Below are 20,172 nucleotides of genomic sequence, written 5' to 3' on the forward strand. Positions count from 1 at the left end.
TCTTGGCACCTGGTGCCGCGGGACAGCTGACGCAGTCTTCCGACCGGGAAGAACTACCAACAGAACCGGTAGTCGCCGTGATACTCGCATTCTTCCTGGTATTCCCACTGATCCGGGACATCGGAATTGGGCACAGCGGCGCCGGCAGCGCCTCCGATCGCCATGCCGCCGAGCACTCCGACAATCAAGCCGATGGGCAACGAGATCGGGAGCAGCAGCCCCATCCCGGCGATGCCGATCACGATCCCGACGACGGCACCGGCGAGACCACCGATCAACCCGCCGATCCCGATACCCGCCTCGATACTGCGCTGTTTCGGAGAAGTCTTGCGCCAGTAGCCGATTTCCTGCGCGGAGACATCGGCCACGAGTTTCGTGCCGTTGGCTTCGACGCGGGGCGCCAAGGTCACCACGTGCTCACCGATCGGCAACGCTCGGGGGATGCTGGCGATTGAGGTGCCGTCCTCGCCGACGACCTCGATGGCATCCTCGCTGACTCGGAAGGTGCCACCGGTGATATCGGCGGCAAGTGTGTGTTCGTCACGCTGTACGATATAGCTGACACCTCGGTCGACGCCTTCCGCCCGTTCTGGGATATCGGACACGACGTCGGTGGAAATCGGTGGCGGGGCCGCGAAGGCGGTGTTCTCGATCAGGCCGATGGCGGCGATCGCGAGAGCGGTGGCGGTGGCGAACTTTTTGATTCGCATAGGGGGCTTTGTCTCCTCGAGTGTTTGTTCAGTGGCGGTAGTGGCCGAAGTGCGGCCGAATGCGCTCAGTGGGAAACGCTGATCCGGTAGCGTGTGCAGGTGACTAGACCAGAGGAAGTTCGGCGGCGTCGAAATCCGCAGTGATAAGACCGTTTATCTGCGCGGGCTGTAACGGATCCCGGACGCTATGCGGCCGATACACCGGTGATGTGGATGTAGCCAGAGGGCCAGCAATGCCCGCATCGGCCGCTCGCCCTCCGGTCGGCTCAAGCAGCTCCGGTTGCGGCCATACTCTTTTCGGACGCGACGACGCCGAGCGCGGTGAGCGCGGCTGTCAGCAGCCGCTCGATACCTGTGCTGACTGCATTGCATTCGTTTTCGATGCTCTGAGCCTGCTTGTGGATCTGGGTGGCCGACTTTTTGATCTTGTCGATGCCGTTGAGTTGTTGAAGGGCTTCGTGGATCTTCTCTTCGGCCGTCATGATTTGTTCGTCGTCGGAGCGCGATATCGCGGCAAGCGCACCGGTTCGCAGCAGCAGGACAACGGTGCGCAACAGGTCGAGGTCATCGGCCGCGGGATCGAACACGAGCACGATCCGGCGCGACCCGAATACGCGGATCGCATGGCCGGCGTTCTGCTGCCGGGTGCGGACAAGTCCGAGCGCGGCCTGGGCGTCACGATTGCGTTCGGCTTCATCGAGATAGGCGTTCCAATCCTTCCGGGACGAGTCCGACATCTCCACCACGACGTTCGCCGAGCCGCCCGCAATACGGAGCACACCATCGCCCTTGCGGGAGTTGGCGACCTGCCCGGTCACACCACTGGTGTCGATGTACTCGTCGCCCAGACCCGTCGCGAGTTCGGTCAACAGCGCATGCAGCGGATCGGCGTAGGTGTTGCCCTTGAGCGGAGTCACCGTCGCCACGCTCTGCTTGGCCGCGCGAATCTGCAGCTCTCGCGTGAGTTCGTCGAACTTGCTTGTGAGCTCGACGTGTTGCCGGTCGATATGCTCAGCCAGCTGCTGCTGGCGCCGGTGCAGCTCGGTAGCGTGCTTGGCCATCGGCGACGACTCATCGCTCATGTCGAACTGCTTTGCCGCGGTCGAGATCAGTTCAGCAGTCCCGGTCTTGACCTTGGCATCGAGATCGGCGCTGAATCGGTCGAGCAGTGGGCCGATGCGATCGAGCAGCTCGGGGCTGTCGCCCCCGAAGAGCCGGCGAAGCTCGTTGGCCATGTCCTCCTTCGCCGCGGTGACAGTGTCGATGAACGTGCGCCGGCCGTTGGCTTCGGCTTCGAGAATCACTTTCTTCGCCTCAGCTGCGGCATCGCTGACAGTCTTCGCCGCATTCTGTGCGGACTGCTCCGCCGCTTTTGCTGCAGCGGTGGAGGATTGCGCTGCCTTGTCGCCCAGGTCACGCATCATCTGTTCGAGGGCACGGGCCTCCTGCGCCTGACCGGTCGCCGAGAGCGCGTGTGCTCCTATCTTCACCGCTTCGGTGACGAAGGCAGTCAGGTCGGCCGCTTCCAGCTGATCGGTATCGTCGACCACGGGTCCACGGGTGCCGCCGGTCCAGTGCCGCGCTTCGTGGGCGACGTCGGCGTCGCAGACGACAACATGGTGGATGACGACCGTGTTCGTATCGCGGTGCAGAAGAACGCCGGTGTGCTCGGTCTTCGGGGCCGTGTATTCGACCATGGCGAGTCTTCTCCTCATTCGGGGATTTCGGATGCGTAGCGTCGTTTGAGCTACCCGAGGAACTCTGAGTCCAGAAGCCGAGTTGGACCAGTTGCTTTATTGATAAGCGGGCTTATCGAGCAACTCGTCTGTTTAGTTTCTGGAGTGGCCTGGTGGCGGAGCCGCTGAGCCGCTAACTGCCGCTACGACGAACTGCTCGCGGGTGCCGGTGCCTCATTGCTGACCTGGCTGAAGACCCATTGTGACCTGAAGATTATTGACCCTGCATGGCTGACCCCGTAGTGTCATCTGTGACAGTAATTTCATCTGTGACATCTGTTGGTTCAAATGGGTGCCGATTCAGGAGGGCGTGAGATGGCCACCTCGATTCATAGTGTTGATGCTGGCCAGGTGTCTGCGGCAGAGCTGGCACGGCTGAGGGGTTTGGTGCAGGAGCTCGCGCCGTCCGAGCTGCGTGATCTGCTGCAGGCGCTCGTCAGCAACGTCGCCGCCGGAACTGATGTCGCAATGTTCTGCACCGGCGCGGTCTGGACACCTGCGCAAGTCGCGCAGCGCCTGGGGATGAGTCGTACGCACCTGTACAAGTTGCTCGACTCCGGAGAGCTGCCGTCGTTTAGAGTCGGGCGCGACCGGCGGATCAACGCGGAGGATGTCATCGAGTTCGAACGAAATCGTCAGCGCGACCGTCGAGAGCTCGCCGAGCGTTTCGCGAACGTCGATCGTGTTCGTGCCGGGGCTATCGATGAACTGATGGACGAGATCTGATCCCCCCAACTGGTGAGTAGGTCTTCGGCAAGTGGGGGCGCGGGGCTTTGCTTGGCAGCATTGTCGTGTGCCCCCATATCGGCGTGCTCGCCCCACTGTCCGCGTACTCGCTGAAGACCTCTTCACGGATTGGGCCGAGCCGCACGCGATGCGGGCCGTGGCGGAACGGCGTTGGGGAGACCTACACCCGTTCAGCGAGATCCCACACCCTTTGCTGCGCAAGGCGACCGAGCTATATGGGTCCGATCCCGTAAACGACCCGGCGCCTCGCTGGATTTCGTGCTCCGGTGATCTGAGGCTGCAGGAGTTGCGGAACTCTCAGTGGCGGGCGGGGCTGTGGACAGATCCTGATACCGGTGTGCGATGGATCTGCGCAGCGGGGCTCGCGAAAGGAGGGCACAAGGACGGCGCGGACTTCTATCAATGGCTCGGCGCCGCTATCGAGCGCACCGGTGGTGCGGACCTGCTACCAACCGAACTCGATCAGAAGCTGCTCGAGACCGAGAAGAGCGCCTGGCTGATCACCCAGTGGGAACTAGGGATTCAGCGGGATGTCGCCGAGGCGCTCAGCAGGGCCGGCCAGGAGGGTGCTTGCCAGCTGAGTTTCCCGCATCCGGTGCGTGTCGATTCGATGGGAACTGCCCAGCTCACCGTTGCGGTCGTCGACGATTGCGAGGAGCTGGTGATCGAGTTCGACCTCGACAACGAATTTGCGACAAGTCAGCTTGGATGGCTGTTGACAATCCGGGTCCTCGTATCGCTCTCACCGCCGGTTCAGAGCTGGGATCGTTACCGCACGTCGTATTCGACCATCGCTGAGCTGGGTTACATCGTGTCACAGGTGGAACGACTGCGGCTTGCATCAGCGCGTGAAGAGCTCCTGCCGCAAGAGTTCGGCACGGTCAGTCATCGAGTGCATACCGAGCATCTCGCGGCGGCGACGATAGACGGGAAGGCTTCACGCGCGCTGTGCGGTGTGTTCTTCGTGCCGATGCAGGATCACTCCGGTCTCGAGGAATGCGCAGAATGTGCCGCGAGGCTCGCCAACCTGCCCTCGATGCGGTAGCAAGATTAGCTCGAGAACGAGACGGCATGGTGAGAGTTGGGCGGATGGTTTCACGCCGGCCTGGGCTGCCAATAGAGTTCGTTACCGCTATTGCGGCCCAAGGCTGCGCCGGGTCTGCGGTCTCTGCGTTCGCGGCGCAGCAGGCGACATTGCTGCCTGCTGTCTACTGCGTTTCGGGATTCCGCCCCGATGTCGCTGCTGAAGGCCGCGATCGACCAGGGTCTGGCCGGCGCGGATGAACACTGGGCGGGCTCGGTAGCACACGCCACCTCGAGCCCCGTTAGGGCAGGCGGGAGGCGGAAGTAGGCCTACTACTTCACCGGACCCAGCTCCTCACGAACGCCGTACAGGCTGAGGCGTCCGGTGGCCAGGTAGAACGGGGACGGTACGGGCGGCATCTTCCGGCGCCGGATATGTTCCATCGCTGTCGGCCACCATCGTGTCTTGGCTCTGGTACCGGTGCCGAAGATGTGCAGAACGTCGTTACCGTCGGTGTCGGCGTCCCAGACGAACGACGGCCCGCAGATGCCTGCGGCGTACCAGTCCTGGGGCTCGGTGTCGGTATCGAGAACTCGGGTGAGCGGCGACCATGTCCGGCGATCGCCGGAGAGCTCTGCTGCGTGGGCCCACCATAAGCCTTGTGGTGGGAACGGCTGCGTGCCGTGCAGGTTGGTTCCGCGGGCGACGATCATCTCCCAGTGGTCGTCGACCGCCGCGACCGCATTGTCGAAATATCCGTCGCCGGAATCGAAGAACACGACCGGCGGGGACCAGGTGAGCCCGTCGGCGCTGGTGCAGTACCGCATTTCGTAGTCGGGTCGAGCACCGCGGCCGACCTCGCCGATCGTTGCGCAATACCACATGTGCCAGCACCCGTCGGCGTAGATGACGCGGGGTTCCATTGCGCTCGGTCGTTCGGTGTCGCCGGTGAGCACCGGATGCTCGCGACGGCACCACGCGCCGTCGCGCAACTCCAGGGCGCCGATCGCGTAACGGCTGCGTGGCCCGGTGCCGGTCCGCGTCGCCTGGCCTGCATAGTAGATCCGGCGCACAGTGCGACCGTTCACGATCCCTTCGACATAGCTGGGCGTGTGCATCCCGGCGTGGTCCCAGGCCCGGCGGCGCAGCGGCGCGCCGTGTTGCACCGCTTTCGACCGTGTGTTGGTGACCAGTTGCCATTCGTCGCTGGTGGTGGGAGTGCGACCGACCGGTAGTCGAGCCTCGATGATGCGGATCACGAAACGGGTTGTCATAGCGCCCAGAAACATCACCCAGCGACCGTCGATGCAGTGGACGTCGGGATCGCTCACCCCCAGCACCCCGTGTCCGGCGCGGGGGTCACCCAGCATGTCGAACAGCACTGCTGAGGACCGCTGCCGCGCGCTGTGCCACAGATCGGGAACGTCTGTCGTCATCGAGTGCCCTTTTCCCTTGATTAGATCGCTGTTCTAATTCGGAGAATACGAATACGGTTACCTGATGTCCAGATCTTCACGGCGCACGTACCACACCGGCCTGACCAGGGAGGCAATCACCGAGGCAGCCGTCGCGCTCACCGCCGAACGCGGACTCGACGGCTGGAGCATGCGCGATCTCACCAGCCGGCTCGACACCTCCCTCTCGGTGATCTACCACCACATCGGCGACCGCGAGCACGTATGCGCAGCCGCTATCGACAAGATCTTTTCCGATATGTCGTTGCCGCTCGAGGAAGCGCAGTGGCGGCGCTGGCTACACGGTTTTCTGTTGCCGATGATCGATCATCTTGCGCACTATCCGGGTGTCGCGGCGTGGCTGCTGCGCAACGGCCCGCAGATCGAGCAGCTATTACCCACCCTCGAAACCGGGATGAGCCGCATGCTGGACGCCGGTTTCGGCGACGAAGCCGCATACGCCTATTCGTTCGCCTTCAACAGCTGCCTCGGCTTGATCGCTCTCGGAGACCAACAGCCCCGCGATAATGTTTCGGGCCTGGTCGGCCTGGAGAGAATGATCGAATCGTCTCCGGCGACCGGATCGGCGGCCGGACAGATGCAACAACTGATAGCTCGCTTCACCGGTGACTCCGCAACGCGCGAGAGCGCCCGACGCGAGTACAACCGATACGCACTCGACCGCATCCTCGACGGGCTGCAGACCCGCCTGCACGAACTCACGAATCGAAACGAACCCGATTGACGCACCGGTACGAGGCCACAGTGCGTTCGGGTGGCACCGGCAACCAGAGCCCGGCGGTCGACACTCGGGAGACGGTGGTGACCGCGCTACGTGCGACTGTCGAGCCGGGAACTCCGCCAAGGCGGTACGGCCCAATAGGTCACCATTCGCAGTATCCACTCCACCGGCCCGTACGGGTGCCCACGTAGCCACCACCTACTGACGAACACCTGTCCGGCGAATGTGCACAGCGCAAGCACCACCACCCACCGGATCGGTATCTCGTCGGCCAACGCGAAACCGTAGCCGGTGTAGATGACCATGAAAACCAGCGATTGCGTGATGTAGTTGGTCGCCGCGATCCGGCCCGCACCCCCCAGCCACTCAGACGCCGAACGGCCTGCCGGACACCGGGCGAGCAGCACGATCGCCGCGAGGTAGGCAACGGTCATCAGCGGATTCACCAGATCCTGGATTCCTGCCCAGTACATCGGCGCCTGCCACCAGCCCATCGTATCGGCGAAGGTGACGGCCGAGATCGGAAGTCCAACACTCAATCCCGTCCACAAGGCGTATCCGGCCCACCGCGACACCGATTCGGCATCGGCGAGGATTCCCCGTTTACCAGCCGCCATCCCGAGCAGGAACATGCCGAGACTCGGCACGCCGTTGGTGAACAGAACGAGAAGAAAGAATCCCGGTGCCAGCGAGACCTGCGTGGTGAAAGTGTCGATGAAGCCGCCCGCGTAACCGTCGTGGATCCGCGGTTGCTCGATGACGCCGGACAACAGCGCCAGTGGCCCGGCAGCGCTCGGCAGCAGCGTCCAGCAGCTCCAGCCGAAGTACAGGATGACGCCGAGAGCCGCCGCCGACCATGGACGTAGCCCACGCAGCACGATCAGCACCATGCATGCCAGCGCATACGGTGCGAGCACATCACCCACCCACAGCAGGGCCAGGTGCAGCACACCGACCAGCAGCAGCGCCAGGCACCGCCGCCACAATCGCGTGTTCACCGAAGCGCCTACCCGTTCGGCCGCCGAGATCTGCAGAGTGAAGGAGTAGCCGAACAGCAGCGCGAACAGCAGGTAGAACCGTCCGGCGAACAGCGCCTCCACCGTCGCCTCGGTGAGCCGGTCCAGCGTGTGACCGACACCGTCGGTCGACGATCCGTCCGGGATCGTCCACAAGGCCATGACGTGCACGGCATTCGTGATCACGATGCCGAAGAGCGCGAACCCCCGCAATGTGTCGAGGAGCCCGATCCGCTGCTGAGCGTGCTTGGTCGTGGGTCCCGCTGTGCGAGTGGACATCTACCCGAGCCTAATCCACCGGACTGGGGAAATTCCCGCTGGCGAGAAGTCGGGTTGTGCCCGCCCTGAGCCGCGGGCTAGCCGCTCGTGAAGAATTTCCACGAAGACGTTCCGGTCCGGTTCTGAAAGGGAAATATGAAGTCCTTCTCATCTTGCAGCGAAAAGACATCACTCCCCTCCAGATGCCGCACCATGTTGGGGCCCACGACGGCGACCTTCAGAGGCCTGGACTCACCCATTTCCACCAGTTTGTCCGCGAATATGCCCACCGCGTCTTTCTCGTCGGTCGAACCGAACGGGTTGAAAAGGTAGACGGCTGTGACGTCGTCGGGCAACGGCTCCTCGAGTACATCAGCATTCAGGGTGCGCACATGATTCAAACCTAAATCTGCTGCGTGCTGGTTGGAAAAGGACGCAAAGTCGGGCTCTATCTCCATCCCATACACTTTCTTGGCGTCCGTGAACATTCCGAAGAAATCGACAGCCTTACCGATACCCGAACCGACATCCAGCAGTACGTCGTCGGGACCCAAGTCGAGAGCTTTTTCAGCCCAGATCAGGTACCTGAGGCTCGACGGATCCGGGGGGAAGACATCGTCCCGTCCACCGAATTCCCCTGAGACCCTGGAAACCAAGCCGTCAGCGACAAACTGCTCTGGTGGTCGGCCGGCCCGCGGAAAGCCATGAAACTTGTATTCAGGCAGTCTCAAGACGCGCCTGAACTCGAGATCTGCCTGCTGATACTGGTCTCGATCCACCAGATCCCGGAGCTCGTCCAGCCACTCTGCGCGTGCGGCTGCCCGCCTTTCCGGATCCTCGTCGAAGAAAAGAGATTCCCGCCTGGCCTGGTATGGGTCATGGCGCGGCTGCTGATCGGCGGTAGACGGACTCGGGTCGGACTCGGCGCGGGTCGTAGGGGAGCCGGAACGAGCCGCCATCTCGTGCCCAGTTTGCCCGTCGTCCTTCACCTTCTCGTCGGTACCGTGCGCAAGAGTGCTCGTCACGTTTTTGCTGGTGTTTCGCCAAGCCCCCGTTATCTTGCTGGTCACGTTTCGCAGGTCTTGCACAATCTGGGCCAAGACCCTGGTCATACCATTGCTCATGCGCGCCTTGTCCCTGCAGCGGACGCGGGCTGTGTGGCTGCGTGGCTGCGTTGAGTTCGGCCGCTCCGGGTGTCCAGGTGCGGTGGCCTCGAACACGAGAAGGCTTCTGGTGAGCCGCTTTCCGAGGATGCGGGCAGGCATTCCTCGAGGACGCAGCGGACCCCACTTCGGTCTCCTCGAGTTGTAGATCAGGCGTACAAAGTCACGAACCAGCTCGACAGGCGGTCCTCACTCCGAACGCTGATCATATCGAACATGGTGCAGCCCAAGCGGTTCCCGCCCTACCAGCCCAATCCTGCCTTACCGGCTGCCGTAACCTGCACCAGGACCTCGCCGGGCTGCGGGTCGAGCCAGTTGGTCTCAGTTCGAGAAGCTGCGGACCTTGCACGGGACGGTACGGCCGCCTCGGCCGGGATCTCCGTCGGCTCCGCCACCCTCTACGATCGCACCGGTCTTGTCGGCACCTGCGTGGTGACCACACTGTCGAACGCTCGCCGCCAGATCGACTTCTCGACCAACCCGCCCGCCTGAGGCCGCATTCAGGCGCCGCAGGTTCTCGCGCAGGGTCGGGGAGCGTTCACTTTCTCTGCGGTGGTGAGTGGTGGACAACTCTCGCCCGCCTGGTGCGGATGGACCGTCCTGTGCCCCGCGCTGCACGGCAGTGGGCCGTAGGTTTAACTGGTCGGCCCTGCGAGGTTGGTGTTCTGCACCGAGCAGACCCACCAGGTTTCGTTGCGTTGGATGAGCACCCAGGTGCCGCGATTGGTCACGGAGAACTCTGGGGTGTGCAGGGTTTGCTCGACGTTGACGAGTGCGTGGTCGGGTGTCAGGAAGCGTACGACGAGAAGATCGAAGTGGGCTCGTGCGTCGTGGCTGTTACCGAGGAGATCTCGATGGTAGCTGTGTAGTTCCTCCCAGCCGCGAAAGATGGCGCCCGCGGGCGTGATGAATACGACGTCTTCGGTGAACACCTGATCGAAGGCTGTGGCGTCCTTGGCGGCCAGCGCGGCTTCCAGTGTTCGGAACAGTGCCGCGATCTCGGCTGCCGCAGTTGCGTCCACCTCGGCTGTCCCGGCTGTGGGCCGTGCGGCCGAGGCGTGATCACCAGAGTTCATGTGCTGAACGCTACGCTTCGGCACCGCTGGCTCACCGGACTGCCGGTACTCGGAAACGGAAGCTTTCTGGCGAGCAGGTGGATCGGTCTGTACCAACCGCGCGCAGGCCATCGGCGACGGGCTGGATGTGCTGTCCGCTGGCGGGCGGGGAGGGCGGGTGTGGGGCCGTGGGCCAGTTCGTCCAGTGGTGACTACGGGGAGGCGAGTGCCGAGAACATCGATCCTCCCGGCGGTGGCTGCCGAATCGCGGCCCAGTAGCCCAGAGCGGATCTCGTTGGCGGAACTGCCAGAAGTTTCCGCAGGTCGGTGGACATAATGCCAGGTCTCTTCGTGTGTTCAAGTGCGCTCGAACACACGGCACGCAAACCCAGCAAAACTGCTGGGTTTTTGTGCGCGAGGGGGGACTTGAACCCCCACGTCCGTGGACACCAGAACCTAAATCTGGCGCGTCTGCCAATTTCGCCACTCGCGCGTGCTGGTACGACCGTCCAAACTCTACCGGGCTTCCGGCGGTTAGCGAAGCTCTGGGTCGGTGTGGCGTACTCACCAGTAACCCTACCTGCATTTATAACGATTAGATAAATGGCAACATGAGGAGTGCTCATGTTTCGGCTCGACAAGTACGCGGCCGGACCTGCGGGTTCAAACATGAGGGCGGGTCATGTTCCTGTTGATTCTGGTACGGGTGTACGGAAATACCGATGAGTAAGTGAAGACACGGGCGGCAAACGTGAGGGTTTCCTCATGATTCTGTGTCATCCTCGCTGATATCAGGCCAGTTGGGTGAGGAGTGCCCGCGCGCCCGAGGGAGTGGGGGTCTCCGGAGGGCACATTCGCCACGAGAAGGAAGACGAACCGCCTTGACGATCAACGAAAGCACTGCGGCCGGAGCCGGCTATCGCGTGAACGTGGGCTCGGCGACCGGTAGGAGTACCGCGGGAGAGTCGCGATCGCCGCTGCTGGATCGGTTACGCGCCGGCACGCCGTACGCGCTGGCGTTCGGCGGCCAAGGGGCGCGCTGGCTCGGCGAGCTGGAGGAGATCGGGCGTGACGCCGCGCTGGAGCCCGAGCTCACCGCGCTGGTCAACGAGGCCGCGTCGCTGCTGCAACCAGTTGCTGAACAGTTGCTCATGGTGCGGCCGGTCGGTTTCGACCCGGTCGCGTGGATGCTCGAAGATGAGCTGGCCGACGAGGACGCCCCCGAATCATCGGCGGCACCGGCAGAGCAGGTGCTGCGCTCTGCGGCAGTGTCCATGCCGGGGGTGATGCTGACCCAGCTCGCCGCCCTGCGTGCGCTGCGGCTGCAGGGCCTCGACCCGGCCGAGTTCGCACCGGTGGCGGTGATCGGTCATTCACAGGGGAAGCTTGCTGCGGCGGCCGTGGAAGCGGGCGGTCAACGTGATGCGGAGCTGCTGGCAATCGCCCAGTTGGTCGGTGCGGCAGGCAGTTTGGTTGCGCGCAGGCGCGGGCTGATGCCGGTGGGGGACCGGTCCCCGATGGTCGCGGTGTCCAATGTCGATCCGGAACAGCTGCGCGCGATACTCGCCGAGGTGTCCGAGGGTGTTGATCCGGCGGCCGCAGCCGTGCTGTCGATCCGCAACGGGCGCAGGCGCGCGGTCCTGTCCGGCCCCCCGGCCCAGTTGCAGCGGGTGCGGCAGCGTTGCGAGCAGATCCACGACGAACAGGCCCGCGACCGGGATGCCAAGGTGCGCGGCGGCGCGGTGTTCGCGCCGGTCTTCGAAGACATCGACGTCGAGGTGGCGTTCCACCATCCGGCGCTGGCCTCCACCGTGGAACTGGTTGCGGGCTGGGCCGCCCAGTGCGGGCTGGACACCGAACTGGCCGAACGGCTGGCCAAGGAGATTCTGGTCGATCCGATCGACTGGGTGACCACGGTGGACGGTGTGGTCGGTGCGGGGGCGGAATGGATTCTGGACCTCGGACCCGGCGATCTGCTGTCCCGGGTCACCGCGGGTTCGCTGAAGGGTAGCGGGGTAGGTATTGTCGCCGCCGCGACCAGGGCCGGGCAGCGCAGCCTGCTCACCCCGGGCGCCGCACCGGAGGTGGCGCTGCCGTGGTCGGCGTTCGCGCCACGCCCGGTCCGGCTGCCGAACGGGCGGATCGTGGTGGAGACCGCGTTCACCCGGCTCACCGGCCGCTCACCGATCCTGCTCGCCGGTATGACCCCGACAACCGTCGACGCCAAGATCGTCGCGGCGGCGGCGAACGCAGGCCACTGGGCCGAGCTGGCCGGCGGCGGTCAGGTAACCGAGCAGATCTTCGCCGACCGGGTCGAAGAACTGAAGAAACTGCTGCACCCGGGCCGCCAGGTCCAGTTCAACTCGCTGTTCCTCGACCCCTACCTGTGGAAGCTGCAGCTGGGTGGTAAGCGGCTGGTGCAGCGGGCTCGCGCGGCGGGCGCTCCGTTCGACGGTGTGAACGTCACCGCCGGTATCCCGGAGCTCGAGGAAGCCGTCGCGCTGGTCGAGGAGCTTGTCGAGGTCGGGATCAGTTACGTCGTCTTCAAACCGGGTACGGTCGCGCAGATCCGCGCCGTGCTCCGCATCGCCGACGAGATCCCGCACTACCCGGTGATCATGCACATCGAGGGCGGCAGGGCAGGCGGGCACCACTCGTGGGAGGACCTCGACGATCTGCTGCTGGCCACCTACGCCGAACTGCGCAACCGCCGCAATATCGTGGTCTGTGTCGGCGGCGGCATCGGCACCCCGGAACGGGCCACCGAATACCTGACCGGCGCCTGGTCCCAGCCGCACGGCTACCCGGCGATGCCGCTGGACGGCGTGCTGGTCGGCACCGCGGCCATGGCAACCTTGGAAGCCACCACTGCGCCCGAGGTGAAGCAGCTGCTTGTCGATACCCCCGGCACCCCGGACTGGGTGGGTGCGGGCACCGCGAGCGGCGGTATGGCGTCGGGCCGCAGCCAGCTCGGCGCGGATATCCACGAGATCGACAATGCCGCCTCGCGCACCGGCCGCCTGCTCGACGAGGTCGCTGGTGACGCCGACGCGGTGGCGCAGCGGCGTGAGGAGATCATCGCCGCGCTGAACGCGACCGCGAAACCGTACTTCGGTGACCTCGGCTCGATGACCTACCGTGAATGGCTGGAGCGCTACGTCGAACTCGCCGTCGGCCTGGACCGGCGCAAAGACTTCGACTGCGGTTCCGACATCGGCGACGCGATCGCCGACGCCACCCGCTCGGTGTGGCTCGACATCACCTGGCGCGACCGGTTCGCCGAGATGCTGCGCCGGGCCGAATCCCGGCTCAATCCGGCCGACCGCGGCGATATCCCCACCCTGTTCGACGACAGCGACCTGGAGAACCCGGTCGCCGCGCTGTGCACGCTGCGTGAGCAGTACCCGGCGGCCGAGACCACGCTGCTGCATCCGGCGGATGTGCCGTTCTTCGTTTCGCTGTGCAAGACCCCGGGCAAGCCGGTGAACTTCGTACCCGTGGTGGACGCCGACGTGCGCCGCTGGTGGCGTTCGGATTCGCTGTGGCAGGCGCATGATCCGCGGTACTCTGCCGACCAGGTGTGCGTGATCCCCGGCACCGTGTCGGTTGCCGGTATCACCCGCGTCGACGAGCCGGTCGGGGAACTGCTCGACCGGTTCGAGCAGGACACCGCGTACTCGCTGGTGCGCGCCGGTGCCGTGCCTGCAGCCGTGGACGCCCGCCGGGTGGCCGCGGTGACCAGCGGGCCGGTCGATGTCGTGCTGGCCGCCCCCGATATCACCTGGTCGGGCCGGACGACCGTCAACCCGGTGCACCGGCTGGGCGATCTGGCCGAGTGGACCGTCGACAGCAACGGCGCGGTGCATCCGCCTACCGGCGCGACGCTGACCGAAACCAGTGGTCCCGAGTCCGAACACAGCTACGTCGAACTCACCGTCCCGCTGTACGCGGGCAAGGTTGTGCAGATCCGGATCACCGTCCCGGTGTCGGTGTACAACGGTGGTTCCCCCGTCGTCACCGAATCCGACGCCGATACCGCGATGTCGGCGCTGCTCGCGGTCGCCGCAGGCCAATCGCTGCCGGAGGTGAAGGGCAAGGTCGCGCATGTGAACCTGGCCTGGACGCCGGACCTGATCGCCGATCACGCCGGTGTCACCGGTTCTGGTCTGCCCGCGAACCTGAGCACTCTCGGCCGCACCGTTCCCGATGTGCTGGTCGGCGCCTGCTGGCCTGCCGTTTTCGCTGTCCTCGGCGCCACCCGCACCGGCAGCGGCGTCAGCGTGATCGAGGGCATGCTCGACCTGGTCCACCTGGACCACCAGATCGAACTGCTGCGCGAGCTGCCCGACGCCACCAGCATCCTGGTGGTGCGCGCCGAAGCAGGCGAGGTGCTCGACACCGACCTGGGCCGGGTGGTCGAGGTGCGGGTGAGCGTCGGCGAGATGCGGGACCAGGGCTTGGACGTCGTGCCGCTGGCCGCCCTGACCGAGCGTTTCGCGATCCGCGGCCGCACCGGTCCTGGCGAACTCACCGATCCGCCGCGTGCCGCGGGCACAGTCTCGGCGAACGCCACCGAGACCCCGCGCCGTCGCCGCCGCGACGCGACCGTCGTAGCACCGCGCACCATGGCCGCCTTCGCTGCGGTCTCCGGCGACCACAACCCCATCCACACCAGCGAATCCGCGGCCAAGCTCGCCGGTCTCGGTAGCCCGATCGTGCACGGCATGTGGCTGTCGGCTGCGGCGCAGCACACGGTGTCGGCGGTCGATACGAGCAGCTCGGTGCCTGCCCGGACGCTGACCGCCTGGACCACCCGGTTCCTCGGTATGGTCCGTCCCGGCGCGGAAATCGACGTGCGGGTGGAGCGGATCGCGGTCGACGCGGGTAGCGAGATCGTGGAGGTTTCCTGCCGTGCGGGCGGCGATCTGGTGATGACGGCGACCGGCCGTACCGCCGCGCCGAAAACCGTGTACGCCTTCCCTGGTCAGGGCATCCAGCGCAAGGGCATGGGCCTGGACGCGCGCACTCGCTCCAAGGCGGCCAAACAGATCTGGGATCGTGCCGACAAGCACACCAGGGCAGCGCTCGGCTTCTCGATCCTGGCGGTGGTGCGCGACAACCCGACCTACCTCAAGGCGCGCGGTGTCGAACACCGGCACCCGGACGGTGTGCTGCACCTGACTCAGTTCACCCAGGTGGCCATGGCGACCCTCGGTGTCGCGCAGATCGCCGAACTGCGTGAGGCGGGCGCGTTTGTCGAAGGCGCGCTGCTGGCCGGTCATTCGGTGGGCGAGTACAACGCGCTCGCTGCCGTCGCCGGGGTGCTGCCGCTGGAGGCGGTGCTCGAGGTGGTGTTCCAGCGTGGGTCGGCGATGCACGAACTGGTGCCGCGTGATGAGAAGGGCCGCAGCAATTACCGGATGGCGGCGATCCGCCCCTCGCAGATCGGGTTGCCCGACGACCAGGTGATCGGCTTCGTCGGTTCCGTCGCCGAACAGACCGGTGAGTTCCTCGAGGTCGTCAACCTGAACCTGCGTGGCTCGCAGTACGCGATCGCGGGCACCGTCGCCGGGCTGGAGGCGCTGGAAGCCGAAATCGAGCGCAGGCGCGCCGAATTCGGTGGTAAGCGCGCGTTCATCCTGGTGCCCGGTATCGACGTACCGTTCCATTCGACCGTGCTGCGCGAGGGTGTTCCCGAGTTCCGGCACAAGCTCGAACAGCTGCTGCCGCAGGACCTGCACCCGGAGATCCTGGTCGGCCGCTATATCCCGAACCTGGTGCCCAAGCCGTTCTCGCTGGAACGCGAGTTCATCGCCGAGATCGCCGATCTGGTGCCTTCGGAGCCGCTGGCCGCGGTGCTCGCCGATTTCGATTCCTGGGCGCAGCGCCCTGCCGAACTGTGCCGTGTGGTGCTGATCGAGCTGCTGGCCTGGCAGTTCGCCAGCCCGGTCCGCTGGATCGAAACTCAGGACCTGCTGTTCACCGATGCCGCCAACGGCGGCCTCGGGGTGGAGCGGTTCGTGGAAGTCGGTCTCGGCGCGACCCCGACCGTGGCGAACCTGGCAAGTCAGACCCTGAAACTGCCCGATTTCGGCACGGCCACCGTGGAAGTGCTCAATATCGAGCGCGAAGCGGCCGTGGTGTACGCCACCGACACCGATCCCGCCCCGGCCGACGAACCGGTCGACGAGCCCACCGAAACCGCTGCCGCCGCGGCGGCTCCTGTTGCCGCACCGGTTGCGGCCCCGGCCCCGGCCGCGACCGGCGGACCCCGCCCGGACGACATCGTGTTCAGCGCCGCCGACGCCACCCGGGTGCTGATCGCGCTGTGGACCAAACTGCGGATCGACCAGATCGGCCCGGTCGACACCATCGAGGGCCTGTGCGACGGTGTCAGCTCGCGGCGCAATCAGCTGCTGGTCGATCTCGGTTCGGAGCTGTCGCTCGGCGCGATCGACGGTGCCGCCGATGCCGATATGGGCGCGTTGTCGGCGACGGTGGAACGGCTCGCCCGCACCTACAAACCGTTCGGCTCGGTGCTCAGCGACGCGATCAACGATCATCTGCGTAAGGTGTTCGGCCCGTCCGGTAAGCGGCCCGCTGCCATCGCCGAACGGGTGAAGAAGGTCTGGGAGCTCGGCGACGGCTGGGCCAGCCATGTGACCGCCGAGGTGTCGCTCGGCACCCGTGAGGGCGCCAGCGTGCGTGGCGGCGATCTGGGCGGGCTGGTGTCCGGCCTGCTGAACGACGCCGCATCGGTCGACGCCGCTATCGACGCTGCCGTGCAGGCGGTGGCCGCGCGCCGCGGTGTCTCGGTATCGCTGCCCTCGGCCGGCGGTGGCGGCGGCGCGACCGTCGACGCTGCCGCGCTCGGCGAATTCACCGAACAGATCACCGGCCGAGACGGCGTGCTGGCCTCGGCGGCCCGGCTGGTGCTCGAGCAGCTCGGTTTGAACGACCGCGTCTCTGCGCCGGAAGCCACCGACGATTCACTGGTGGATCTCGTGTCGGCGGAACTGGGTTCGGATTGGCCGCGTCTGGTCGCGCCCGCGTTCGACGCCCGCAAGGCGGTGCTGATCGACGACCGCTGGGCCACCGCCCGCGAGGATTTGGCGCGGCTGTGGCTGGCCGACGACGCGGCCACCGCCGAACTGCCGGTTACCGGTTTCCTCGGCGCAGGCGAAGCCGTTGCCGCCCAAGCCGAGTGGTGGCGCACGCGGGCCATGCACGAGGCCCGTTCGGTGCTGGCCGGACACTATGGACGCATCGTCGAAGCGGCCCGCTGCACCGAGGAACCGGGACTGTGGTCGGCTGATGTCGCCGTGATCACCGGCGCCAGTAAGGGTTCGATCGCTGCTTCCGTCACAGCGCGGCTGCTCGGCGGGGGCGCCACCGTGGTGGTCACCACCTCGTCGCTGAACGATCAGCGGCTGCGTTTCTACCGCGAGCTCTACCGTGACAATGCCCGTCACGGCGCGGCGCTGTGGGTTGTCCCGGCCAATATGGCGTCTTACGCCGATATCGACGCCCTGGTCGAATGGGTCGGCACCGAACAGGTCGACAACGCAGGCGGCGCGAAGATCAAGACCAAGGACGCGCTGACCCCGACACTGCTGCTGCCGTTCGCGGCACCGCGCGTCTCCGGTGATCTCGCCGACGCCGGTGCGCGCGCCGAAATGGAGATGCGGGTGCTGCTGTGGTCGGTGGAACGGCTCATCGCCGGTCTGTCGAAGCTGGGCGGCGACCACGATGTGGACGCGAAACTGCATGTGGTGCTGCCGGGCTCGCCCAACCGCGGCCTGTTCGGTGGGGACGGCGCCTACGGTGAGGCCAAGGCCGCGCTGGATGCGGTGGTCGCCAAGTGGCGGGCCGAGAAATCGTGGTCGACCCGGGTCACCCTGGTGCACGCGTTGATCGGGTGGGTGCGCGGCACCGGCCTGATGGGGCGCAACGATCCGATCGTGGCGGCCGTCGAAGAGGCGGGCGTGCAGACCTGGTCGACCGATGAGATGGCCGAGGAACTGCTCAAATGGTGCACCTCGCGGGCCCGGTCGGTGACCGAATCCGGACCGCAGCAGATCGACCTCACCGGCGGTCTCGCGGGCGCGAAACTCGACCTGGTCGCGCTGAGCAGGCAGGCGCAGGAGGACGCAGCGAACACCGAGCAGGCCGACGAGCAGGCCGCCGCGGGTGCCATGATCCCGGCGCTGCCCGCACCGCCCACACTGACCTCAGCCCTTCCGATTCCCGAATGGGGCGATGTCAGTGCCGATCCGGCCGATATGGTCGTGATCGTCGGCGCGGGTGAGCTCGGCCCGTACGGTTCGGCTCGGACCCGCTTCGACATGGAAGTCGATGACGAACTGTCGGCGGCGGGAGTGCTGGAACTGGCCTGGACCACCGGGCTGGTGCAGTGGGAGAACGACCCCAAGCCCGGCTGGTACGACACCGAAACCGGTGAATACGTGCCGGAATCCGAACTGGCCGACAAGTACCACGACACGGTCGTCGAGCGTTGCGGCGTGCGCCGCTACGGCGACGACGGCGCCATGGTCGACAACACTGCCCCGCTGATGACCTCGGTGTTCCTCGATCAGGACCTGTCGTTCACTGTCGGTGGCGAGGCCGAGGCGCGCGCATTCCACGCCGCTGACCCCGAGCACACGGTGATCACCCCGGTCGGGGATTCCGGCGATTGGACCGTTACCCGCAAGGCGGGCACCGAGATCCGGGTGCCGCGCCGGGCGAAACTGTCGCGTACTGTCGGCGGCCAGATCCCCACCGGCTGGGATCCCACCGTATGGGGTATCTCGCCCGATATGGCCAACTCGGTCGACCGGGTGGCGCTGTGGAACATCGTCTGCACCGTGGACGCATTCATCAGCTCGGGCTTCAGCCCGGCGGAGCTGATGCGGTGGGTGCATCCGAGCCTGGTGGCCAACACCCAGGGCACCGGTATGGGCGGTATGACGGCGATGCGTTCGCTCTACATCGACTCGCTGCTCGGCGAGCCGCGCGCCAACGACATCCTGCAGGAAGCCTTGCCGAACGTCGTTGCCGCGCACGTGGTGCAGTCCTACATCGGCAGCTACGGCGCGATGGTGCATCCGGTGGCTGCCTGCGCGACGGCGGCGGTGTCGGTGGAAGAAGGCGTCGACAAGATCCGGGTCGGTAAGGCCGAACTGGTGGTCGCGGGCGGTTTCGACGATCTCGGTATCGAGGGCATCGTCGGCTTCGGTGACATGTCGGCCACCGCGGATTCGGCGGCCATGAGCGCCAAGGGCATCAGCGACCGCTACTTCTCCCGCGCCAACGATCGCCGCCGCGGCGGGTTCGTGGAATCCCAGGGCGGTGGCACAGTGTTGCTTGCCCGCGGCGATATCGCGCTGGAGCTGGGTCTGCCGGTGCTCGGTGTGGTGGCCTGGGCGCAGTCGTTCGGCGACGGTGTGCACACCTCGATTCCGGCGCCGGGTCTCGGTGCGCTGGGTGCGGGTCGGGGCGGCCGGGAATCCCGGTTCGCCGCCGAACTGCGCAAACTCGGTGTGGGGCCGGACGATATCGCGGTGGTGTCCAAGCACGACACCTCCACCGCCGCCAATGATCCGAACGAGTCGGAGCTGCACGAACGGCTCGCGACAGCCATTGGACGCAGTGCGGGCGCACCGCTGTTCGTCATCTCGCAGAAGGCCCTCACCGGCCACGCCAAGGGCGGTGCGGCGGCGTTCCAGCTGATCGGGTTGTGCCAGGTGTTGGAACAGGGTGTGGTTCCGCCGAACCGCAGCCTCGACTGCGTCGACGACAAGATGCTGGAGTACCCGCATCTGGTGTGGCCGCGCGAACCGCTGCGGTTCGGTGAGCGGTTCCCGCTCAAGGCCGGTCTGGTTACCTCGCTCGGCTTCGGTCATGTGTCCGGGCTGCTTGCTGTGGTGCATCCGGAGGCGTTCGTTCAGGCCATCGACCCGCAGCGGCGGGCTGAATACCAGCGCAGGGCCGAGGAGCGCAGGCTCGCCGGACGGCAGCGGTTCACCGAGGCGATGTGCGGTGGCAGCGCGCTCTACGAGCGTCCGGCCGACCGGCGTCTGGGTGCCGACGGCACCCCGTCCGCGCAGATCCGTCAGCTCGAGGCCGATATGCTGCTGTCCGATGATGCCCGGCTGGGCACCGACGGCGCCTACCGGGCGAACGGATGGGGTTGCGGCACCGGGTCATCGCATGAAGGAGCTGGTTCTGCTGCCGACGTGCCGAGTCAGTCGTAGGCTGCCTGCCT

Annotated in this window: 11 protein-coding genes and 1 tRNA gene; 5 read left to right on the forward strand and 7 right to left on the reverse strand. The window is 65.9% G+C overall.

The window, feature by feature from the left end:
• Positions 1-53 precede the first annotated feature (53 nt).
• Positions 54-710 carry a DUF8020 domain-containing protein gene (locus B0T44_RS08600; RefSeq protein WP_077119084.1) on the reverse strand — a complete coding sequence of 219 codons (657 nt, stop codon included), beginning with the start codon at positions 708-710 and terminating at the stop codon, positions 54-56.
• Between the two features lie 266 nt (positions 711-976).
• Positions 977-2,407, reverse strand: coding sequence for a Fis family transcriptional regulator (locus tag B0T44_RS08605; RefSeq protein ID WP_217697530.1), 1,431 nt, complete (start codon positions 2,405-2,407; stop codon positions 977-979).
• Between the two features lie 354 nt (positions 2,408-2,761).
• Between B0T44_RS08605 and B0T44_RS08610 the strand changes: the two genes are divergently transcribed.
• Complete coding sequence (locus tag B0T44_RS08610) at positions 2,762-3,172, forward strand: helix-turn-helix domain-containing protein (protein ID WP_077119087.1); 411 nt, start codon at positions 2,762-2,764, stop codon at positions 3,170-3,172.
• Positions 3,173-3,383: 211 nt separating this feature from the next.
• The gene (locus B0T44_RS08615) at positions 3,384-4,238 is read left to right on the forward strand and encodes a DUF3039 domain-containing protein (RefSeq protein WP_175648081.1); all 855 of its coding nucleotides are present in this window, start codon (positions 3,384-3,386) and stop codon (positions 4,236-4,238) included.
• Between the two features lie 311 nt (positions 4,239-4,549).
• On the opposite strand, the gene B0T44_RS08620 is transcribed toward B0T44_RS08615, so the two are convergent.
• On the reverse strand, positions 4,550-5,653 hold the full coding sequence (locus tag B0T44_RS08620; RefSeq protein ID WP_139347914.1) for a glycoside hydrolase family protein: 1,104 nt from the start codon (positions 5,651-5,653) through the stop codon (positions 4,550-4,552).
• 64 nt (positions 5,654-5,717) lie between these two features.
• On the opposite strand from B0T44_RS08620, the gene B0T44_RS08625 reads away from it, so the two are divergent.
• Complete coding sequence (locus B0T44_RS08625) at positions 5,718-6,416, forward strand: TetR/AcrR family transcriptional regulator (protein ID WP_077119092.1); 699 nt, start codon at positions 5,718-5,720, stop codon at positions 6,414-6,416.
• 86 nt (positions 6,417-6,502) lie between these two features.
• Here the strand turns inward: B0T44_RS08625 and B0T44_RS08630 are convergent, their stop codons facing one another.
• Complete coding sequence (locus B0T44_RS08630; protein ID WP_077119095.1) at positions 6,503-7,708, reverse strand: DUF418 domain-containing protein; 1,206 nt, start codon at positions 7,706-7,708, stop codon at positions 6,503-6,505.
• A 77-nt stretch (positions 7,709-7,785) separates the two neighbouring features.
• Positions 7,786-8,799: a class I SAM-dependent methyltransferase gene (locus tag B0T44_RS08635; RefSeq protein ID WP_139347915.1), complete on the reverse strand. Its 1,014-nt coding sequence runs from the start codon at positions 8,797-8,799 to the stop codon at positions 7,786-7,788.
• Positions 8,800-9,066: 267 nt separating this feature from the next.
• Here B0T44_RS08635 and B0T44_RS28680 point away from each other — a divergent pair, with 267 nt between their 5' ends.
• The gene (locus tag B0T44_RS28680) at positions 9,067-9,342 is read left to right on the forward strand and encodes a hypothetical protein (protein ID WP_077119102.1); all 276 of its coding nucleotides are present in this window, start codon (positions 9,067-9,069) and stop codon (positions 9,340-9,342) included.
• A 143-nt stretch (positions 9,343-9,485) separates the two neighbouring features.
• Here the strand turns inward: B0T44_RS28680 and B0T44_RS08645 are convergent, their stop codons facing one another.
• Both B0T44_RS08645 and B0T44_RS08650 read right to left on the reverse strand, forming a co-directional pair.
• On the reverse strand, positions 9,486-9,926 hold the full coding sequence (locus B0T44_RS08645; protein WP_175648082.1) for a YybH family protein: 441 nt from the start codon (positions 9,924-9,926) through the stop codon (positions 9,486-9,488).
• A 390-nt stretch (positions 9,927-10,316) separates the two neighbouring features.
• Positions 10,317-10,398: transfer RNA gene (locus B0T44_RS08650), tRNA-Leu, on the reverse strand.
• 388 nt (positions 10,399-10,786) lie between these two features.
• On the opposite strand from B0T44_RS08650, the gene B0T44_RS08655 reads away from it, so the two are divergent.
• Positions 10,787-20,161, forward strand: a complete 9,375-nt coding sequence (locus B0T44_RS08655) for a type I polyketide synthase (protein WP_077119105.1) — start codon at positions 10,787-10,789, stop codon at positions 20,159-20,161.
• Positions 20,162-20,172 lie beyond the last annotated feature (11 nt).

The organism is Nocardia donostiensis (assembly GCF_002081715.1).
Classification (GTDB): domain Bacteria; phylum Actinomycetota; class Actinomycetes; order Mycobacteriales; family Mycobacteriaceae; genus Nocardia; species Nocardia donostiensis.

Bases quoted from the DNA above. Each gene is read 5' to 3' on its own strand.
- B0T44_RS08645 (WP_175648082.1), bottom strand. From the start codon at position 9,926: ATGAACTCTGGTGATCACGCCTCGGCCGCACGGCCCACAGCCGGGACA.
- B0T44_RS08625 (WP_077119092.1), top strand. From the start codon at position 5,718: ATGTCCAGATCTTCACGGCGCACGTACCACACCGGCCTGACCAGGGAG.
- B0T44_RS08635 (WP_139347915.1), bottom strand. From the start codon at position 8,799: ATGACCAGGGTCTTGGCCCAGATTGTGCAAGACCTGCGAAACGTGACC.
- B0T44_RS28680 (WP_077119102.1), top strand. From the start codon at position 9,067: ATGGTGCAGCCCAAGCGGTTCCCGCCCTACCAGCCCAATCCTGCCTTA.
- B0T44_RS08630 (WP_077119095.1), bottom strand. From the start codon at position 7,708: ATGTCCACTCGCACAGCGGGACCCACGACCAAGCACGCTCAGCAGCGG.
- B0T44_RS08605 (WP_217697530.1), bottom strand. From the start codon at position 2,407: ATGGTCGAATACACGGCCCCGAAGACCGAGCACACCGGCGTTCTTCTG.
- B0T44_RS08610 (WP_077119087.1), top strand. From the start codon at position 2,762: ATGGCCACCTCGATTCATAGTGTTGATGCTGGCCAGGTGTCTGCGGCA.
- B0T44_RS08620 (WP_139347914.1), bottom strand. From the start codon at position 5,653: ATGACGACAGACGTTCCCGATCTGTGGCACAGCGCGCGGCAGCGGTCC.
- B0T44_RS08600 (WP_077119084.1), bottom strand. From the start codon at position 710: ATGCGAATCAAAAAGTTCGCCACCGCCACCGCTCTCGCGATCGCCGCC.